This window comes from Actinacidiphila cocklensis (assembly GCF_907177275.1).
Lineage (GTDB): Bacteria > Actinomycetota > Actinomycetes > Streptomycetales > Streptomycetaceae > Actinacidiphila > Actinacidiphila cocklensis.
Map to the genome: position 1 here is coordinate 92,596 of NZ_CAJSLV010000092.1, position 16,122 is coordinate 108,717.

General features: G+C 72.7%; 14 protein-coding genes. 8 read left to right on the top strand and 6 right to left on the bottom strand.

Annotated features, from left to right (window positions below; all coding sequences use genetic code 11):
* Window positions 1-40: 40 nt before the first annotated feature.
* A complete protein-coding gene (istA, locus tag NFU81_RS32760) occupies window positions 41-1,678 on the top strand; it encodes an IS21 family transposase (protein WP_251498755.1) in 1,638 nt (545 codons plus the stop codon).
* On the top strand, window positions 1,675-2,475 hold the full coding sequence (gene istB / locus NFU81_RS32765) for an IS21-like element helper ATPase IstB (protein ID WP_251498368.1): 801 nt from the start codon (window positions 1,675-1,677) through the stop codon (window positions 2,473-2,475). The genes istA and istB overlap by 4 nt, the downstream gene beginning before the upstream one ends.
* A 12-nt stretch (window positions 2,476-2,487) precedes the next feature.
* Here the strand turns inward: istB and NFU81_RS32770 are convergent, their stop codons facing one another.
* The gene (locus NFU81_RS32770; RefSeq protein ID WP_251498371.1) at window positions 2,488-3,483 is read right to left on the bottom strand and encodes a hypothetical protein; all 996 of its coding nucleotides are present in this window, start codon (window positions 3,481-3,483) and stop codon (window positions 2,488-2,490) included.
* A 206-nt stretch (window positions 3,484-3,689) separates the two neighbouring features.
* Here NFU81_RS32770 and NFU81_RS32775 point away from each other — a divergent pair, with 206 nt between their 5' ends.
* The 4 genes from NFU81_RS32775 to bla all read left to right on the top strand — a co-directional run bounded on the left by NFU81_RS32775 (window position 3,690) and on the right by bla (window position 6,987).
* Window positions 3,690-4,292, top strand: a complete 603-nt coding sequence (locus NFU81_RS32775; protein WP_251498375.1) for a hemerythrin domain-containing protein — start codon at window positions 3,690-3,692, stop codon at window positions 4,290-4,292.
* Between the two features lie 275 nt (window positions 4,293-4,567).
* On the top strand, window positions 4,568-5,083 hold the full coding sequence (locus NFU81_RS32780) for a MarR family winged helix-turn-helix transcriptional regulator (protein ID WP_251498378.1): 516 nt from the start codon (window positions 4,568-4,570) through the stop codon (window positions 5,081-5,083).
* Between the two features lie 209 nt (window positions 5,084-5,292).
* The gene (locus NFU81_RS32785; RefSeq protein WP_251498381.1) at window positions 5,293-5,904 is read left to right on the top strand and encodes a DsbA family oxidoreductase; all 612 of its coding nucleotides are present in this window, start codon (window positions 5,293-5,295) and stop codon (window positions 5,902-5,904) included.
* A 90-nt stretch (window positions 5,905-5,994) separates the two neighbouring features.
* Window positions 5,995-6,987, top strand: coding sequence for a class A beta-lactamase (gene bla / locus NFU81_RS32790; RefSeq protein ID WP_251498384.1), 993 nt, complete (start codon window positions 5,995-5,997; stop codon window positions 6,985-6,987).
* Here the strand turns inward: bla and NFU81_RS32795 are convergent.
* Together NFU81_RS32795 and NFU81_RS32800 are read right to left on the bottom strand one after the other, a co-directional pair.
* Window positions 6,962-7,759 (bottom strand): hypothetical protein, encoded by a 798-nt coding sequence (locus NFU81_RS32795; RefSeq protein WP_251498387.1) that lies wholly within the window; start codon window positions 7,757-7,759, stop codon window positions 6,962-6,964. The two genes, bla and NFU81_RS32795, sit on opposite strands and share 26 nt — an antisense overlap.
* Window positions 7,760-7,789: 30 nt before the next feature.
* Window positions 7,790-9,550, bottom strand: coding sequence for an MOSC and FAD-binding oxidoreductase domain-containing protein (locus NFU81_RS32800; RefSeq protein WP_251498390.1), 1,761 nt, complete (start codon window positions 9,548-9,550; stop codon window positions 7,790-7,792).
* Window positions 9,551-9,890: 340 nt separating this feature from the next.
* On the opposite strand from NFU81_RS32800, the gene NFU81_RS32805 reads away from it, so the two are divergent.
* Window positions 9,891-11,219: a serine hydrolase domain-containing protein gene (locus NFU81_RS32805; protein ID WP_251498393.1), complete on the top strand. Its 1,329-nt coding sequence runs from the start codon at window positions 9,891-9,893 to the stop codon at window positions 11,217-11,219.
* Window positions 11,220-11,299: 80 nt separating this feature from the next.
* On the opposite strand, the gene NFU81_RS32810 is transcribed toward NFU81_RS32805, so the two are convergent.
* Entirely contained in the window at window positions 11,300-11,764 is a 465-nt protein-coding gene (locus NFU81_RS32810) for an NUDIX hydrolase (protein ID WP_251498408.1), read from the bottom strand.
* A gap of 92 nt (window positions 11,765-11,856) precedes the next feature.
* On the opposite strand from NFU81_RS32810, the gene NFU81_RS32815 reads away from it, so the two are divergent.
* Window positions 11,857-12,702, top strand: a complete 846-nt coding sequence (locus NFU81_RS32815) for a helix-turn-helix domain-containing protein (RefSeq protein ID WP_251498411.1) — start codon at window positions 11,857-11,859, stop codon at window positions 12,700-12,702.
* Here the strand turns inward: NFU81_RS32815 and NFU81_RS32820 are convergent.
* A complete protein-coding gene (locus NFU81_RS32820) occupies window positions 12,631-13,842 on the bottom strand; it encodes an MFS transporter (protein WP_251498414.1) in 1,212 nt (403 codons plus the stop codon). The genes NFU81_RS32815 and NFU81_RS32820 overlap by 72 nt on opposite strands.
* A 107-nt stretch (window positions 13,843-13,949) precedes the next feature.
* Complete coding sequence (locus NFU81_RS32825) at window positions 13,950-16,016, bottom strand: phosphocholine-specific phospholipase C (RefSeq protein ID WP_251498428.1); 2,067 nt, start codon at window positions 16,014-16,016, stop codon at window positions 13,950-13,952.
* Window positions 16,017-16,122: the final 106 nt, after the last annotated feature.

The following is a 16,122-nucleotide window of genomic DNA, read 5'->3' on the forward strand; positions in this document are numbered from 1 at the left end:
ATCGAGGTGCTCCTGGTGAAAGGTCCTGGTCATGCCGCAGATGTCGAAGGTCGAGCTGTACGCGGCGATCCGGCGTGATCATCGTGCTGGCATGACGATGCGCGAGCTTGAGCGCAGGCACAACGTGTCGTGGCGGACGGTGAAGAAGGCCGTGGACTCTGTCTGGCCGGAGCCGCGGAAGAAGCCGCCGCCGCGGCCGACTGCGCTGGATCCGTACAAGCCGGTGATCGACGAGATGCTGCGGACGGACCTCGATGCGCCGCGCAAGCAGCGCCATACGATCAAGCGGATCTTCCACCGGCTCATCGAGGAGCACGGCGCCGAGGTGTCCTACCCGATGGTCCGGCGCTACGTCGCCGACCGGAAGCCGGAGATCCTCACGGCCTCGGGCAAGGCCCCGATGGAAGCATTCGTGCCGCAGACCCACCTGCCGGGTCACGAGGCGGAGGTCGACTTCGGTGACGTGACCGTGCGCCTGGCCGGCGAGCTGGTGACCTGCTACTTGTTCTCGCTCCGCTTGTCCTACTCGGGCAAGGCCGTCCACCGGGTCTTTGCCTCTTGCGGCCAGGAAGCCTTCTTCGAAGGGCACGTGCACGCGCTGCGGACGCTGGGCGGTGTCCCGCGGAGCAAGATCCGCTACGACAACCTGAAGTCGGCCGTCGCCCAGGTGTTGGGGTTGAGCCGGGCCCGGGTGGAGACAGACCGGTGGATCGCCTTCCGCTCGCACTTCACCATCGAGAGCTTCTACTGCCGCCCGGGCATCGACGGCGCGCACGAGAAGGGCGGTGTCGAGGGGATGATCGGCTACTTCCGCCGCAACCACTTCACTCCGGTCCCGGAAGTCGACTCCCTCGCCGAGCTGAACGAGATGGTCGACCAGTGGGACCTGCACGACGGGCACCGCAGGATCGGTTCCCGGCCGCGGACCGTGGACGAGTATTTCGCGATCGAGCAGCCGCTGCTGCTGCCGCTGCCCCAGGAGCCGTTCGAGACGGGCCGGCTGTTCACGCCGCGGGTCGACCGTTATAGCCAGATCACTGTCCGCACCAACCGCTACTCGGTCCCGACCCGCCTGATCGGCAAGCGGGTGCGCGTCGTGCTCCACGCCTCTCACCTGGTGGTCTACGACAAGAACGTCGAGGTGGCCCGGCACGAGCGGCTGATCGCGAAAGGCGGCTGCCGCCTGGACTTGGACCACTACCTCGAAGCCCTCATCCGAAAGCCCGGGGCCTTCCCCGGGGCAACGGCCCTGGAACAGGCCCGGTCCGCAGGCAGGTTCACCCCGGTTCATGACGCCTGGTGGGCCCAGGCCCGCAAGGTCCACGGCGAGCGGGACGGCACCCGGGCGTTGATCGAGGTCCTGCTGCTGAACCGGCACCTCGCCCACGAGCACGTGGTCGCGGGCCTGGCCGCCGCGCTGCGGGCCGGCGCCCTGACCGCAGACGCAGTCGCCTTGGAGGCACGCAAGGCTGCCCAGGCGGAGGACGAGCCGACCACCGGCGGGTCCATCCCGGCGGTTGCCGGGCAGCCGCCGGCCACCGTCACCTCGCTGCACGCGTGGCGGCTCGCGCACCTGCCGCCGGACACCCGGCCGCTTCCGTCGGTGACCCCCTATGACCAACTGCTCCGAAGCCGTCGCACCAGCGACAGCGACCACCGTGAGGGAGAAGCACAGTGACCACCCTGCCCCGCCAGCGCGGCTTGACCGAGCAGGCAGCCGACGCCGCGATCGACACTGCCTGCCGCCTGCTGCGACTCCCCTCGATCCGCAACGAGTTCAACGAGATCGCCGACCGGGCGGTCAGGGACCAGATGACCTACCGCGGCTTCCTCGCCGAACTGCTGATGACCGAGTGCGACGACCGGGCCCGGCGCCGCTCGGAACGACGGATCAAAGCAGCCGGCTTCCCGCGGGAGAAGTCCCTGCGGGCCTTCGACTTCGACGCCAACCCGAACATCGACGCGGCCACCATCCATACCCTGTCCAGCTGCGAATGGATCAAGAAGAGCCAGCCGCTCTGCCTGATCGGCGACTCCGGCACCGGCAAGTCCCACATGCTCATCGCTCTGGGCACCGAGGCCGCGATGAAGGGCTACCGCGTCCGCTACACCCTCGCCACCAAGCTGGTGAACGAGCTGGTCGAGGCCGCCGACGAGAAGCAGCTGAACAAAACCATCGCGCGCTATGGCCGCGTCGACCTGCTCTGCATTGACGAACTCGGCTACATGGAACTCGACCGCCACGGCGCCGAACTCCTCTTCCAGGTCCTGACCGAACGCGAGGAGAAAAACAGCGTCGCCATCGCCTCCAACGAATCCTTCGGCGGCTGGACCAAGACCTTCACCGACCCCCGCCTGTGCGCGGCCATCGTCGACCGCCTCACCTTCAACGGCACCATCATCGAGACCGGCACCGACTCCTACCGCCTCGCCTCGACCCGGGCGCGATCCGAAGCACCCGCCCAAACCGGCTGACCGCCGCATGGTTCAGCTTGATGGTCCACCACCCCAAGGATCGTCAAGCACTGTTTCAGGGAAGTTCGCCGTGAGCATTTCGTCGATGCAGCTGCGCAACCCAACGCCGGTGGGGTTGATCCAGGTGAGCCACGGCACGGGCTGGAGCAGGTCGTCGTATTGACGGATGCCGGGGTCTGTGAGGAGGGCGCGGAGCTCGTCGGGGGCGGGGTCGGTGACCAGGCACAGCCAGGCCAGCCCAGCGCCGATGCGGACCTCGGGCGGCCGTCCGGGATCTGACCACAGATCCCGGGCCCACCTGGGAGCGTCTTCATCTGAATGTTCGCGGGCGAGTTGGGCGATCGCCAGGATCAGGCTCACCCGGACCACCGCATCGTCTTCTCTCGCCAGCTTGGACTGCAGAGCAGAGAAGACGTGTGAAAGCTCGCCGATCGCCGCCGCCAGGACGTAGGCGGTCTCGGAGCGGACCTCGGGGTCGGGGCTGGCGAGAAGCGGGAGTAGAAGGTGCAGGTCGTCCGTGACGGCCTGACGGGCGGCCTGGATCGTCCAGTCCACCGGGCACATCGTGCTGCCCTCGACCATCAACGGCTCCTCAGCGACCTGGAGCAAGCCTTCTCGCGTTCCGTCCCCCATGTGCTGACACCGACCGATCTCGGCGACCAGGCGAAGGGTCTGGGCACGGAGTTCGGGGCGCCCAGTCGCCGCGACGCGGAGCAGGAACGGCACCGCCAGTGCCCCCACCGCGATGGTGCCGCCTTGATGATGAAGATTGTTCCAAAGCCGATCCAAGGCCCTGTCGGCTGCGTGGGCATCCCCGGACGCGAGCGTGGCGAGCAGTCCGGGGATCTCCTCGCCCGGGCCGTAAAAGTGCGGGAACTGCTGCCAAGGGACCTCGTCATACCTGAACAGGTCCTTGACCTCCCGCGGGATCGCGCCCACGGCCGTCCGCACGTCACAGTCCGTGCCGGCCCATCGTTCCGGCCAGCCGGCCCAGAAATCATCGTCCACGGCTTGGCCTTCCAGCCCATCGACAGCATCCGAACGCCGGGAGTCTAACGACCGGTGATCAAGGGGCGGACCCTTCTGACGCACTCCGGTGGCACCGCAGTACGGCGACGTCATTTCTCGTGAGCATCTGCAGCACTGAAGATCGCCAACTGCTGTCCAAACTGCCGACCAAACGCTGCTACTTCACGTGAACGAAGCCACGCGCGGTGGTGCTGGAGGGGGAGGAGCGCGACCGGCTCTACGCCGAGCAGTCCGCCATCATCCCGTCCTTCGGCGAGTACCAGGCGAAGACCAGCCGGGTCATCCCGGTGGTCGCGCTGAACAAGCTCGACCTGTCCGTGAGCGGCGAGCGCAACACGATGATCGGGCGGCAGCTCATCGCCCACCACGACGACCTGCGGGGCGCGCTGGCCTCGGTGCGTGCCGAGATCGACGCGGCGCTGAACGGCGCCACCCCGTCGGTCGACGTCTCCACGTTCGACCTGGGCGCCCAACTCCGCGGCCACTGCCTGCGGTTCTGCTACGACCTGCAGATGCACCACACCCGCGAGGACGGCTCCTTCACCGCGTTCGAGCAGCAGTTCCCCGAGCTGCGGCCGGCCATCTCCCGGCTGCGCGAGGAGCACCACGCCGTCGAGCGGGCGCTCGCCGGCCTCGAGGAGCTCATCGTCCGGCGCCTGTCCGGCGACGCGAGCGACGCCGAGCGGCTGCGGGCCGAACTCGACAGGACCGTCGCGGGCCTGGAGGCGCACTTCGCCTACGAGGAGGAGAGCCTCCTGCCCGCGGTGAACGTGACCCGCGCCCGGTGAACCGTCGCCCGGCCGGCCTGCGCCGGCTGCGCGCCTGCCCCGGGGTGACCGGAAAAGGCCGGCCCGGCGCAGCTCCGGCAGCGCGACCTGGAGGACCGTGCCGTCGATGAGGTCCATGACCGTGGCTGCCATGGTCACCACCAGTGCCGCCATCGATGCGGGCTGAACTGCTGGGACTCGGATCGCGGACCGGGCGTGAGCAGCCCCTTCGGGTACTGTGGAGACATCACCAAGAGGGTTTGCTTTGAAAGCAAATCTATAAGGGGGGTGGAGGGATGTCGACGCAGCCGGACGAGTCGCGGGCGGGCCAGGACGCCGCGCCCGGTCTGGACACGGACGAGGCCATCCGCGCCATGCTGCTGCTGATGCCCCGGGTCGCCGCCCGCCTGAAGCGCACCCTCGTCCCCGAGCGGCTGCGGTCGCTGAACCTCGCGCCCCGCCACCTGTCGATGCTGTCCTACCTGCTGTTCGACGGCCCGATGCCGGTCAGCCGGCTCGCCGCGCGGCTGGAGGTCGCGCCCACCACCGTGAGCCTGATGGTCAGCGACCTGAGCCGGCAGGGCGTCGTCGACCGCCGCTCCGACCCCGCCGACGGCCGCCGCACCATCGTCAGCATCTCCCACGACCCGGAGACCCGCGCCGCCATCGAGGGCTGGCTGGCCAACGGGGCGAGCGCGTGGCGCGCGGCCTTCGAGCCGCTCAGCCCCGCCGAGCGCGCCGTCTTCGTACGCACCATCGAGGCGTACGAGAAGGGCGCCGCGGGACCCGCGGGCGCCGCCGACGCGGACTGACCTTCCCGCCCGCGCGGACCCACCCGTACCGGACCGGGATGCGAGCCGTCCCGTCCCGTCCGCCGGCGGTGACCCGTCGTCAGTGCCCGGCCGGCGGGCGCAGCTGTCGCCGAACGGCCGGCTGCGGACGGTCCACCCGGGCACCGGGTGCCGGGGCCGGCCCGGCGGCCGGGTTCGCAGTCGGCGGCGTGGTGCGCGATGGTGGAGGTATGTCGATCGACGACTTCTCGCCGGCAGGGGTGAGCGTCCCGGCACCCGTCCTGCACTGGTACGACTTCGTGTGCCCCTTCTGCTACGTCGGGCAGGACCGGTCGCGCATCCTCACCGCCCGTGGTTTCACGGTGTTGAACGTCCCGCTGCCGATCCACCCGGAGATCCCGCACGAGGGCATCGAGGCAGGCCCCCGGCAGGGGCCGATGTACGAGTTCCTGGAGTACGAGGCACGCGCCGCCGGGCTCCCGCTGAACTGGCCGGAACGGCTGCCCAACACCCTGCACGCCCTCACCGCCGCCGAATGGGTGCGCCGCCACGAGCCCGCCGCCTTCCCCGCGCTGTACGCCGGGCTCTTCGAAGCGCACTTCGTGCGCGGCGAGGACATCGGCGACCCGGCCGTGGTGGAGGCCCGAGCGGCGGCGTGCGGCGCCGACCCGGACGCCCTGACGGCGGCGATGTGCTCACCGGAGCCCGCCCGCGACGTCGAGCGGTCGGCCGGTCTTGCAGCGCGGATCGGCGTCACCGGCACCCCTGCGTGGCTGGTGGGCTCGCGGGTGGTCGCGGGCCTGAGCCCGCGCGCGGAGTTCCAGGAGTTCCACCCCGTCTGACCGCCGGCACCGCGCTCGTCCGGCTGCCCCGCCCCGACACGCCCTGGCCTCGGTTGCACCAGGCCCGACCGGGGGGCGAGGCTTGCGGGCATGTGCCGTTCCGAGCGCCGTCGCCCATCGGGGCGCCGCGCCGCCGCCGTCGCGCTGGGCCTCGGCCTGCTCGGCGGGTGCGGGTCCGATCCGGCGTCCCCCGCGCACGCCCCGGCGACCGCATCACCGTCCTCCTCTTCCGGTTCCTCTTTCTCTTCTTCCTCCTCTTCTTCCTCGTCCGCCGCCACCGCCCCGGCCTTCCGGGCGCTGGAGGGCCGCTTCCACGCGAACATCGGGCTGCTCCTCCTCGACACCGGCACCGGCCGCTCCGTCGCCTACCGGGCCGACCGCCGCTTCGCGACCTGCTCGACCGTCAAAGCGCTGGCCGCCGGGGCGCTGCTGCGCGAGGACGGCGACGCGGACCTCGGCCGCACGCTCGGCTACGACCGGTCCGACCTGCTCGACCACGCCCCCGTCACCTCCCGGCACGTGGACGCCGGCATGCCGCTGCGCGACGTGATGGCCGCCGCGCTCCAGTACAGCGACAACACCGCGGAGAACCTGATGCTGCGGGAACTCGGCGGTCCCGCAGGGCTGCAGAAGGCGGTCAGGGAACTCGGCGACACCACGACGCTGGTGAACCGGACGGAACCGGACCTCAACGAGGCGGCCCCCGGCGACACCCGCGACACCAGTACGGCCCGCGCTCTCGCCGCCGACTTGCGCGCCCTCCTGCTCGGCACGGCCCTCCCCGCCGCCCACCGCGCCCTGCTCACGGACTGGATGCTGCACACCACCACCGGCGGCCCGTACATCAGGGCGGCCCTGCCCGCGGGCTGGAAGGCCGCGGACAAGACGGGCAGCGGCGGCTACGGCACCCGCAACGACATCGGGGTCGTCTGGCCCCCCACCGGCGCCCCGGTCGTCGTCGCGGTCCTGACCGACCGCGGCCGGCAGGACGCCCCCTCGGACGACGCGCTCGTCGCCGACGCCGTCCGCACCGGCCTGACCGCCCTGCGCGGCCCGCTCAGCCGAGGTCCTGGTAGCTCATGAACCAGTGGGTGTCGAAGTAGCGGGCCATCGTGAAGCGGTGGCGCGGGTCGAGGAGGATGCGGCAGACGAACTCCGCGGTCTGGCAGTCGAAGGGGACGTCGACGTTGTCGAAGCTCCTGACGGTCACGCGCCAGCGGTCCGGGTCGCCGTCGTCGGTCCGCCAGCAGTACAGGTCCTCGTGCTCGGTGCCCGCCCAGATGAGCAGGCCGTCCTCCCTGAGGTAGGTCTCCGGCTCCTGGCTCAGGTCGAGGTAGCCGTCGAAGGAGCCCGACCCGAACGTGTCCACCATGCGCTTGTAGTCGCGGGGGAGCGGCGTTCCCAGGTCGGCCTCGGTCCGCGCCCAGTCGGTGCCGGGCTGCCGCGCGGGCGGGGTCCAGCCGGTGACGGCGACGAGCCGGTCGACCCAGTCCTCGCCCTCGCCCGGCCCTCCCACCGGCGGTGCCTGCGTGCGCCGCGGCGCGGTCGCCAGCACCGCCCGGACGGCGCCCTCGCCGTCCCGCGCGGTGCCGGCGCCGATCCACTGGTCCCCCCACGCCCACGCCCGTATCGTCTCGCCCCGTCCTTCGAGGACCGGCAGGAGCGCCGTGCCGCAGGACTCGTCCGCGGTCGGGTCGGTGAAGCCCTCCAGGACGAGCGTGCGCGCGGCACCGTAGCGGCCGTCCAGCAGTTCCACGAGCGCGTGCGGATCGACGTCCGCCGGCAGGTGCAGGCGGCCGCCTGGGGCGGCGATTCGGTCCAGCAGGTCGTTGAGTGCGGCTTGCGTCAGCTCCATGGCCGACAGTGAAGCGCACGGCACCGACACCTAGAGGTCGAGGACGACCTCGCTGGTCGGTTCGCTGCAGCAGACCAGGACCGTGCCGGGCTCGGGGAGTTCGAGGGGCGGGGTGGCGTACGAGGTGTCGCCCGACACCAGCGGGGTGATGCACGTGTGGCACACGCCCGTACGGCAGGACCAGCGGGTCGGGATGTCGCAGGCCTCCGCGAGGTCGAGCAGGGTGCCGCGGGTGGCCGACCAGGGGGTGGCGAGGCCGCTGCGGGCGAAGGTGACCAGCGGGCCGGTGCCGGCGGGGCCGGCGGGCTGGTGGGGGCGTACGGCGGCGGCGGCCGTCACTCCGGGGTTGACGGCGGGCAGCGCGCTGAACTGCTCGGCGTGGATGCGCTCCGCGGGCAGGCCGTGCTCGCGCAGGTAGCCGGTGAGGTCGTCCATGAAGGCGGTCGGCCCGCACAGGTAGGCGTCGGCGTCGGCGGGAATCCCCAGGGCCGCGAGCGAACGGGCCGTCGGGCGGCCGTGGGTGACGCGGGGTTCGTCCCGCTCCGGGGCCTGCGCGGTGTAGTAGACGGACTCGTGCGCGTCGGGGAGCCGCCCCAGCAGCGTGTGGGCCTCGTCCGCGAAGACGTGGTGCGCCCGGTCGCGGGCGGTGTGGACCCACCAGACGGGCCGCGGGTCCTTCGCCCCGGCGAGGCGGTGGAGCATGGCGAGCACGGGAGTCGCGCCGATCCCCGCGGAGAGCAGGACGACCGCGCGGGTGCCCTCTTCGAGGACGAACGTCCCGCGCGGGCTGGCGACCTCCACCAGGTCGCCGGCGCGGAGCGTGGCGTTGATGTAGCCGCTGACCCGCCCGCGCGGCTCGCGCTTGACGCTGATCCGGTAGGCGCCGCCCGCGGACGCGCGGGACAGCGAGTAGCTGCGTACCGCGGGCGCGTCCTCGCCGACGGCGACCCGCAGGGAGAGGTACTGCCCCGGGCGGGCCTCGGGCAGGGGCGTGCCGTCCTCGCTGTCGAGGTAGACCGACGAGACGGCGGGGGTCTCGTGCACGATGCGGCCGACCCGCATCCGCCGGAAGCCCGGCCAGCCCGGCTCCTCCCGGGGCTGCTCCGGCGTGCCCGGTTCGCCCGGCCAGCCCGGCTCCCGCTTGGGCTGCTGGGCGTCGGCCAGCTCGCGGAAGGACTGCTGCCATCCCGGGCTGAGCGCGGGGATCCTCAGGGCGCTGCGCAGCTTCGCGGGGTCGCGGTCCGGAAGGTAGAGCAGCGCGTCGGTGTCGGCGACGCTGAGCCCCTCCGGCCCCCTGCGGGTCCTGGTGATCGCGTCCCCGGCCTGGACCCGGCCCTCGGCCAGGACGCGCAGGTAGAAGCCGGGCCGGTGGTGGGCGACCAGCAGCGACGCCATGGTGGGCTCGCCCAGCCGCATGCCGACCCGGTAGCAGGTGACGCGCGGCTGGGTGACCTCGAACTCGGCCTCACCGATACGGAAGCGGTCCCCGATGCACACGTCGTCGTCGGGCAGGCCGTCGACGGTGAAGTTCTCGCCGAACATCCCTGACGCCAGGTCGGCGCGGCCGAGCTGCTCGTTCCAGTACCGGTAGGAGTCCTGCTGGTAGACCAGCACGGCGCGCATCTCGCCCCCGTGCCCGGCCAGGTCCCCCTGCCCGTCTCCCTCGACGTTCAGCCGCCGCACCATCCTGGGCCCCTGCACGGGCGACTTCCAGGCCCCGGTGCGGACGGTCCGCTCCTGCCAGGGGACGTCCTGGGGCATTCCTACGTTGACGGACACCAGCGTCGCCATGGCGGACCTCCTGGGGGGCGGCCGACCATTCATACCGCGGGCGGCCCGGGAACCGGGGCGATCCCGTCCCGTGTCGTGCCGCCGATCTGCTGCGCGCCGTGGCCACCCCCGGCACCACGCCGCACCACACCTCGTACGTGCTGGAGGGGGACGGGCGGGCGGTGGCCGCGTCAGGCGGGGCCGGATGAGCGTGTACACGCTCACTGGTGGAGTAATCGGTACAAAACGGGATTCATGGGTCACACTACTCCCCTGACCCTCCCCCGCGGCGAACTGGATTCGAGCTATGAACCCGCGTACGCATACCGCACGTTCGGCCCACCCGACACTCACGGGCTCCGTGCAGGCCTCGTCACCCGAGGCATCCTCCGACTCCGCGAACCGCCCGCTGATCCGGCGCGGCAACGCCTGGAAGGCGCTGCTCCTGGCTTCGCTGATCCCCCTGACGGCCGCCGCGCCCGCGCTCGGCCCGGCCGTCGCCAACCCCGCACCGGACCCGAACAAGGCCGGGCTGATCGAGAAGAAGCTCGTCCCCGACCTGCTCGGGACGATGCAGAAGCTGCGCATCCCCGGCGCCATCGTCTCGGTGACCATGGCCAAGTGGGGGACCACCACCACCGCGCTGGGCACCGACAACCTCGGGACCGGCCAGCGGATCGACGCCGCCGACCACGTGCGCGTCGGCGACATCACCAGGACCTTCACCGGCACCGTCATCCTGCAGCTCGCCGACGCCCACCGGCTCGGGCTCGACGAACCGGTCGCGCGGCTCGTCCCCGGCGTCCCCAACGGGCGGAACATCACCGTCCGCCAGCTGCTGCACATGACCAGCGGGCTGTTCGACTACGCCGAGGACCAGGGCCTCAACCAGACGCTCACCCAGCACCCGGAGACGCAGTTCGCCCCGAAGGACCTGCTCGCCGTCGCCTTCAAGCACCAGCCGTACTTCGCGCCTGGCAAGGCGTTCCACTCCTCCGCCACCGACGCCGTGCTGCTCGGGATGATCGCCGAGCGCGTCACGCACCAGTCGCTGCAGACGCTCTTCCAGCAGCGGATCTTCGCGCCGCTGGGCATGAAGGACACCCGCATCGACAGCAGCACCGCGATCCCCGCCCCGGCCGCCCGCGGCTACCAGCACGTCAGCAACGCCGCCGCGCTGACGGCGCCCGTGCTCACCGGCAAGGACGCGGCCTGGGCCGACTACTCGGCGGGCAAGCCGGCCGACGTCACCACGGCGAACGCCTCCTGGACCTGGGCCGCGGGAGCCGCCACCTCGACCGTCGCCGACCTGAACCGCTGGGTTCCGGCGCTGGCCACCGGCAAGCTGCTCAGCGCGAAGATGCACAAGGAGCAGCTGAAGTTCACCGCCACGTCCGCGCCCACGTCCACGACGGGCGCGTCCATGTCCGCCACCTCCACCGCGGCGGCGCCCGCCGTGCCCACCACGCCCACCACGCCCACCGCCATGACGTACGGCCTGGCCCTGGCCGACTACGCGGGCCTCCTCGGCCATGAGGGCCGGATCCGCGGCTACTCCAGCTTCATCGGCTACGACCCGGTCAAGCAGGCCACGGTCGTGGTGCTGGCCAACTCCGACCGCTCGCCCGACGGCACGACGCCGGCCTCCGAGCTGACCAAGCGCGTCCTCGCGGACGTCTTCGGCGGCTGAGCCGACCGAGCCGCAACTCCCGCGCCGCCGCCGGTCGGCCAGACCGGCGGCGGCGCCTCCACGTCGCGGGGCGGTACGGCTCAGGCCCGCTCCGCGAGGCGGTCGAGGAACGCCGCCTGCGCCTTGACGACCACGCCGCGCGCCGCGTCGAGCCCGAACCACGCCACCCGGTCCAGCTCGGGGAACTCCGCGGTGCGGCCCGAGCCGCGCGGCCACTCCATGGTGAAGGTGCCCGGCACCACGTCCGCCGGGTCGAGGTCGCCCTCCACCGCCCACACCGTCACGTGCTTGCCCCCGGACTGCACCACCTCGCCGAGCGGCAGCGGCGTCCCCTCCGGCGCGGGCAGCCCCAGCTCCTCGCGGAACTCGCGCAGCGCCGCGTCCCAGGGCCCCTCGCCGCCCTCGTACTCGCCCTTCGGCACCGTCCACGCGCCGGCGTCCTTGCGTGCCCAGAACGGCCCGCCCATGTGGCCGAGCAGGACCTCCACCCCGGAGCCGGTGCGGCGGAAGACGAGCAGGCCCGCGCTGCGCTTGATGTCAGCCATGAGGCCAGTCTCGGTGCAGGGCCGTACGGCCGCGAGCGTCCGTCCGCCCCGGGCCGCGGAATAGCGGGCACGGCCCGCGAGGTTGCCCGTGCATGACGTCGGTGGAGAGGGCGGCCGCGCCCGGCAGTGGTGTGGGCGTCGGGCCGACGTGGGACATGGGCGCCGTGACGATCCGCCGGCTGGTGGCGGGGGAGCGGCTGGAGGGGGCGGACGGCGCGGTCTGGGCGCTGGTCCTGGACGGCGAGGCACGGCTGGAGACCGCGGCGGGCGTCGAGGCGCTGCATACGGGTGACGCCTTCCTCGTGGACGCCAGGAGCGCCTACCGGCTCGTCGCGCTGACGCCGGCCGAGGTCGCGGTGAGCGCGGTGCGGGCGGTCGCGCCGCTGCCTGGCGGCCCGCTGGTGGCGCGGGACTTCGCGCGGAGCAACCGCGGCATCGTCGAACTGGTGCGGATCTGCCCGCTGGACCCGCGCCGCGAGCTGCCGCTTTTCGCCGCCAGCTACGGCGGGCTGATCCAGGCCGCGATGCTGCGGGCGCAGGAGGAGAGCGCGCGGCAGGACTCCGACCCGCGGCTCACCGCGCTGGTGTCGGTGCTCGACGCGCATCCCGGGCGCCCCTGGACGGTGGAGAGCATGGCCCGGGTCGCCCATCTGTCCCGCTCGTCGCTGGGCGAGCGCTTCCGCCGCGAGCTGGGCAGCAGTCCCGCGCAGGTGCTGCGGGAGGTGCGCATGCGGCACGCCCGCGCGCTCCTGGCCGGGACGGACAAGCCGATCGAGCAGATCGCCTTCACCGTGGGGTACGGCTCGCTCGCGGCCTTCAGCCGGGCGTTCTCCGCCCAGCACGGCAGCTCGCCGCTGGCGTGGCGCTCACGGCCGGGGGGTGCGCAGCACCCCGAAGCCGATGCTGCCCGCGAGTGCGGCGGCGACCCCGACCAGTAGCGCCGCCCGGACCCCGCCGCCGTCGACCACGGCCCCGCCGATCGCCGAGCCGGCCGTGATGGCCACCTGGAAGGCCGTCACCTGCAGCGCGAGCGCCGGTTCGATGCGCTTGGGCTCGGCCCGGGTCACCCACAGCTGGCTGGCGACCGGCATCATGTTGAAGCCGAAGCCCCAGACGACGATGGCCACCGTCGCGGCGGCGATCCCGTGGGTCGTGGCCAGCGCCAGCAGGCTCACCGCCAGCAGGGCGGGGCCCGCGACCACCGAGATCCCGAGGCGGCGGGAGAGCATCCCGGCGGCCAGGTTGCCCGCCAGGCCGCCGATGCCCCAGCCGAGCAGCAGCCAGACCGTGCTGCCCTCGGTGACCCGCTCGATCGCGAGCCGTATGTAGGGGTAGGCGGCGAAGTTGCCGAAGGCCACCAGCCCGATGCACGCCGTCCCGGCCATCAGCCGCCGGTTGGCCAGCGCCTGCCGGAGCATGCCGAGCCCCGCCCCCTGCTGGGCCGGCACCGGCGGCACGGTGGCCGCCACCGCGACCAGCGCCAGCACGCTCAGGCCCGCGGCCGACCAGAACACCGGCCGCCAGCCCACCGCGTCGCCGAGGACCGAGGAGAGCGGCACGCCGACGATGGTGGCCGCGCTCACGCCCAGCGCCAGGCTCGTGGACACGACGTGGTCGCGCCCGGGCGCCGCGTGCGTGCCCGCCCCGAGCGCGAACGACCAGAAGCCGGCGATGGCGACGCCCAGCAGCAGCCGGCCCACGAGCAGCAGCGGGAAGTTCGGGGTCACCGCCACCACCGCGTTGGACACCACGGCGGCGGCGAGCAGGCCGAGCAGCACGGTCCTGCGGTCGGTGCGCGGCAGCACCACCGCGATCGTGGGCGCGGTGACGGCGCCGGCGACGGCGGTCGCCGCGACGGCGAGCCCCGCGGTGCCCTCGCTGACACCGACGTCGGACGCCATCGCCGGCAGCACGCTCGCCGGCAGGAACTCGCTGGCCACCAGGGCCGCGATCCCCAGCGTGAGCGCCGCGACGGGCGCCCACGCGGCCGCGCCGCCCCGCGCGGGCGGGTCGCCCGCGGCGGCACCGCTCGGTGCCACGGCGGACTCGGTACCGGTCACATAGCCCTCTGAGGTCATGCGCCCAGTCTCGTGTGCCCGCGCCGCACCGGCTTGACCGTCCGGCCGCCCTCCTTGATGCGGACGCCGGACCCGCCCGGGGGCGCGACCCGGGCGGCCGGCGGGCGTCAGGCGGTGGTCGCGGTGGCCGGGTCGCTGGTGCTCGCGGCGCCGGTCTCCACGTGCCCGGCGAAGCGGCGTACGTAGGCGGAGTCGGCGCCGGAGGTGACCGTGATGTCGTACCAGCGGTTGCCCGCGGGCACGCCCCACCCGGTGACGCTGCGCGTGGCGCCGGCCTGGACGGTGTACGTGTAGTGCTGTGCGGGCGCGTACGCGTCGGTGGCGGTGAAGGTGACCGGGCCGGAGCCGGGGTTGGTGAACACCAGGGCGACGTACCCGGTCGCGGTGTCGTGCCGGGCGATGACCTCGGGGCCGGCCGAGCCCGCGGTGCCGGCCATGCGGCGCAGGAAGCCGTTCGGCCCGTAGACGGAGAAGTCGTAGCGGGAGCCGGCGGCGGGCATCGCCCAGGTGTCGCTGAGGGCCTTGCCCGCCTCGACGGTGTAGGGCCAGGGGCCGTCGGAGCGCACCGCGGAGGTGACGAGGAAGGCGGCTCCCGCCGTGCCGTAGCTGCCGAAGGTGAACTGCATGCGCCCGTTGACCAGTTGCGTGTCGGCGGTCAGGTTGTACGGCAGGGCGCGGGCGTTGCGCAGGCCGGGCTCCTGCCGGGGGATCGCGCCGGTCGCCGGCGGGGCCGGGACGTAGTTGCCCGGGTTGTGGTGGTCGGGCGGGACGTAGCCGCCGGTGCCGGGCAGCGCGGGCGCGGTGGCGTTGCTGCGGGTGAAGTCGAACGCGGCGGTGAGGTCGCCGCAGACCGCGCGGCGCCAGGGCGAGACGTTCGGGTTGTGCACGCCGAACCGCTTCTCGATGAACTGCACGATCGAGGTGTGGTCGAAGGTCTGGGAGCACACCCAGCCGCCGGTGCTCCACGGCGACAGGACCAGCATCGGCACCCGCGGCCCGAGCCCGTAGGGGCCGGCGGCGTATCCGGACAGGCCGCCGGTGTAGAGGTCCTGGGTGACGTCGGCGGTGGACAGGCCGCGGGCGGCGGAGGCGGGCGGGAAGGGCGGGACGACGTGGTCGAAGAAGCCGTCGTTCTCGTCGTAGGTGAGGAAGACGGCGGTACGGCTCCACACGTCGGGGTCGGCGGTCAGCGCGTCCAGCACCTGCGAGACGTACCAGGCGCCGTAGTTGGCGGGCCAGTTGGGGTGCTCGCAGAACGCCTCGGGGGCGGCGATCCAGGAGACCTGGGGCAGCCTCCCGCCCAGCACGTCCGCCTTGAGCCGGTCGAAGTAGCCCTCGCCGCCACGGGCGTTGGTCCCGGTGCACGCCTTGTCGTGGAGCGGGTTGCCCGCGGTGAGGCCGCGGTACTGGCCGAAGTAGAGCAGCGAGTTGTCGCCGTAGTTGCCGATGAAGGGGTCGCTGGTCCAGCCCCAGCCGCCGGCGGCGTCCAGGCCGGTGCCGGCGTCCTGGTAGACCTTCCAGGACACGCCCGCCTCCTCCAGGATCTCCGGGAAGGTGGTCCAGCCGTAGCCGGCCTCCTCGTTGCCCAGCACCGGGCCGCCGCCCTTGCCGTCGTTGCCCGCGTAACCCGTGTACATGTAGTAGCGGTTGGGGTCGGTGGAGCTGAGCATCGAGCAGTGGTAGGCGTCGCAGATGGTGAACGCGTCGGCGAGGGCGTAGTGGAAGGGGATGTCCTCGCGGGTGAGGTACGCCATCGAGGTCGTGGTCTTCGCGGGGATCCAGCGGTCGTAGTTGCCGCCGTTCCACGCCTGGTGGGTGCCGTACCAGCTGTGGTCGAGGTCCTGGATGAACTGCAGGCCCAGGTTGTCGGCGTCCGGCCGGAAGGGCAGCGTCTCGTGCCCGTTCGCCGCCGCCTGGTGGAAGACGGACCTGCCGCTCGGGAGGGTGGCGGGGCGCGGGTCGCCGAAGCCGCGCACCCCCCGCAGGGTGCCGAAGTAGTGGTCGAAGGAGCGGTTCTCCTGCATCAGGACGACGACGTGCTCGACGTCCTGGAGGGTCCCGGTCCCCGCGGCGGCCGGGATCGCGGCGGCTCTGTCGATGCCGCCGGTGAGCATCGACCCGGCGGCGGTGGCCCCGGCGAGTTGCAGGAACCTACGGCGATCGACGTTGGCCACGGGCGGTTCTCCTGACATCCGGTGGGGGCGGCCCGGCAGCGGGCGTGCGTGCGCCCCGGGGAGACGGTGCGCACGTCCGGGCAGATATGTCGCGCTCATGCTGATC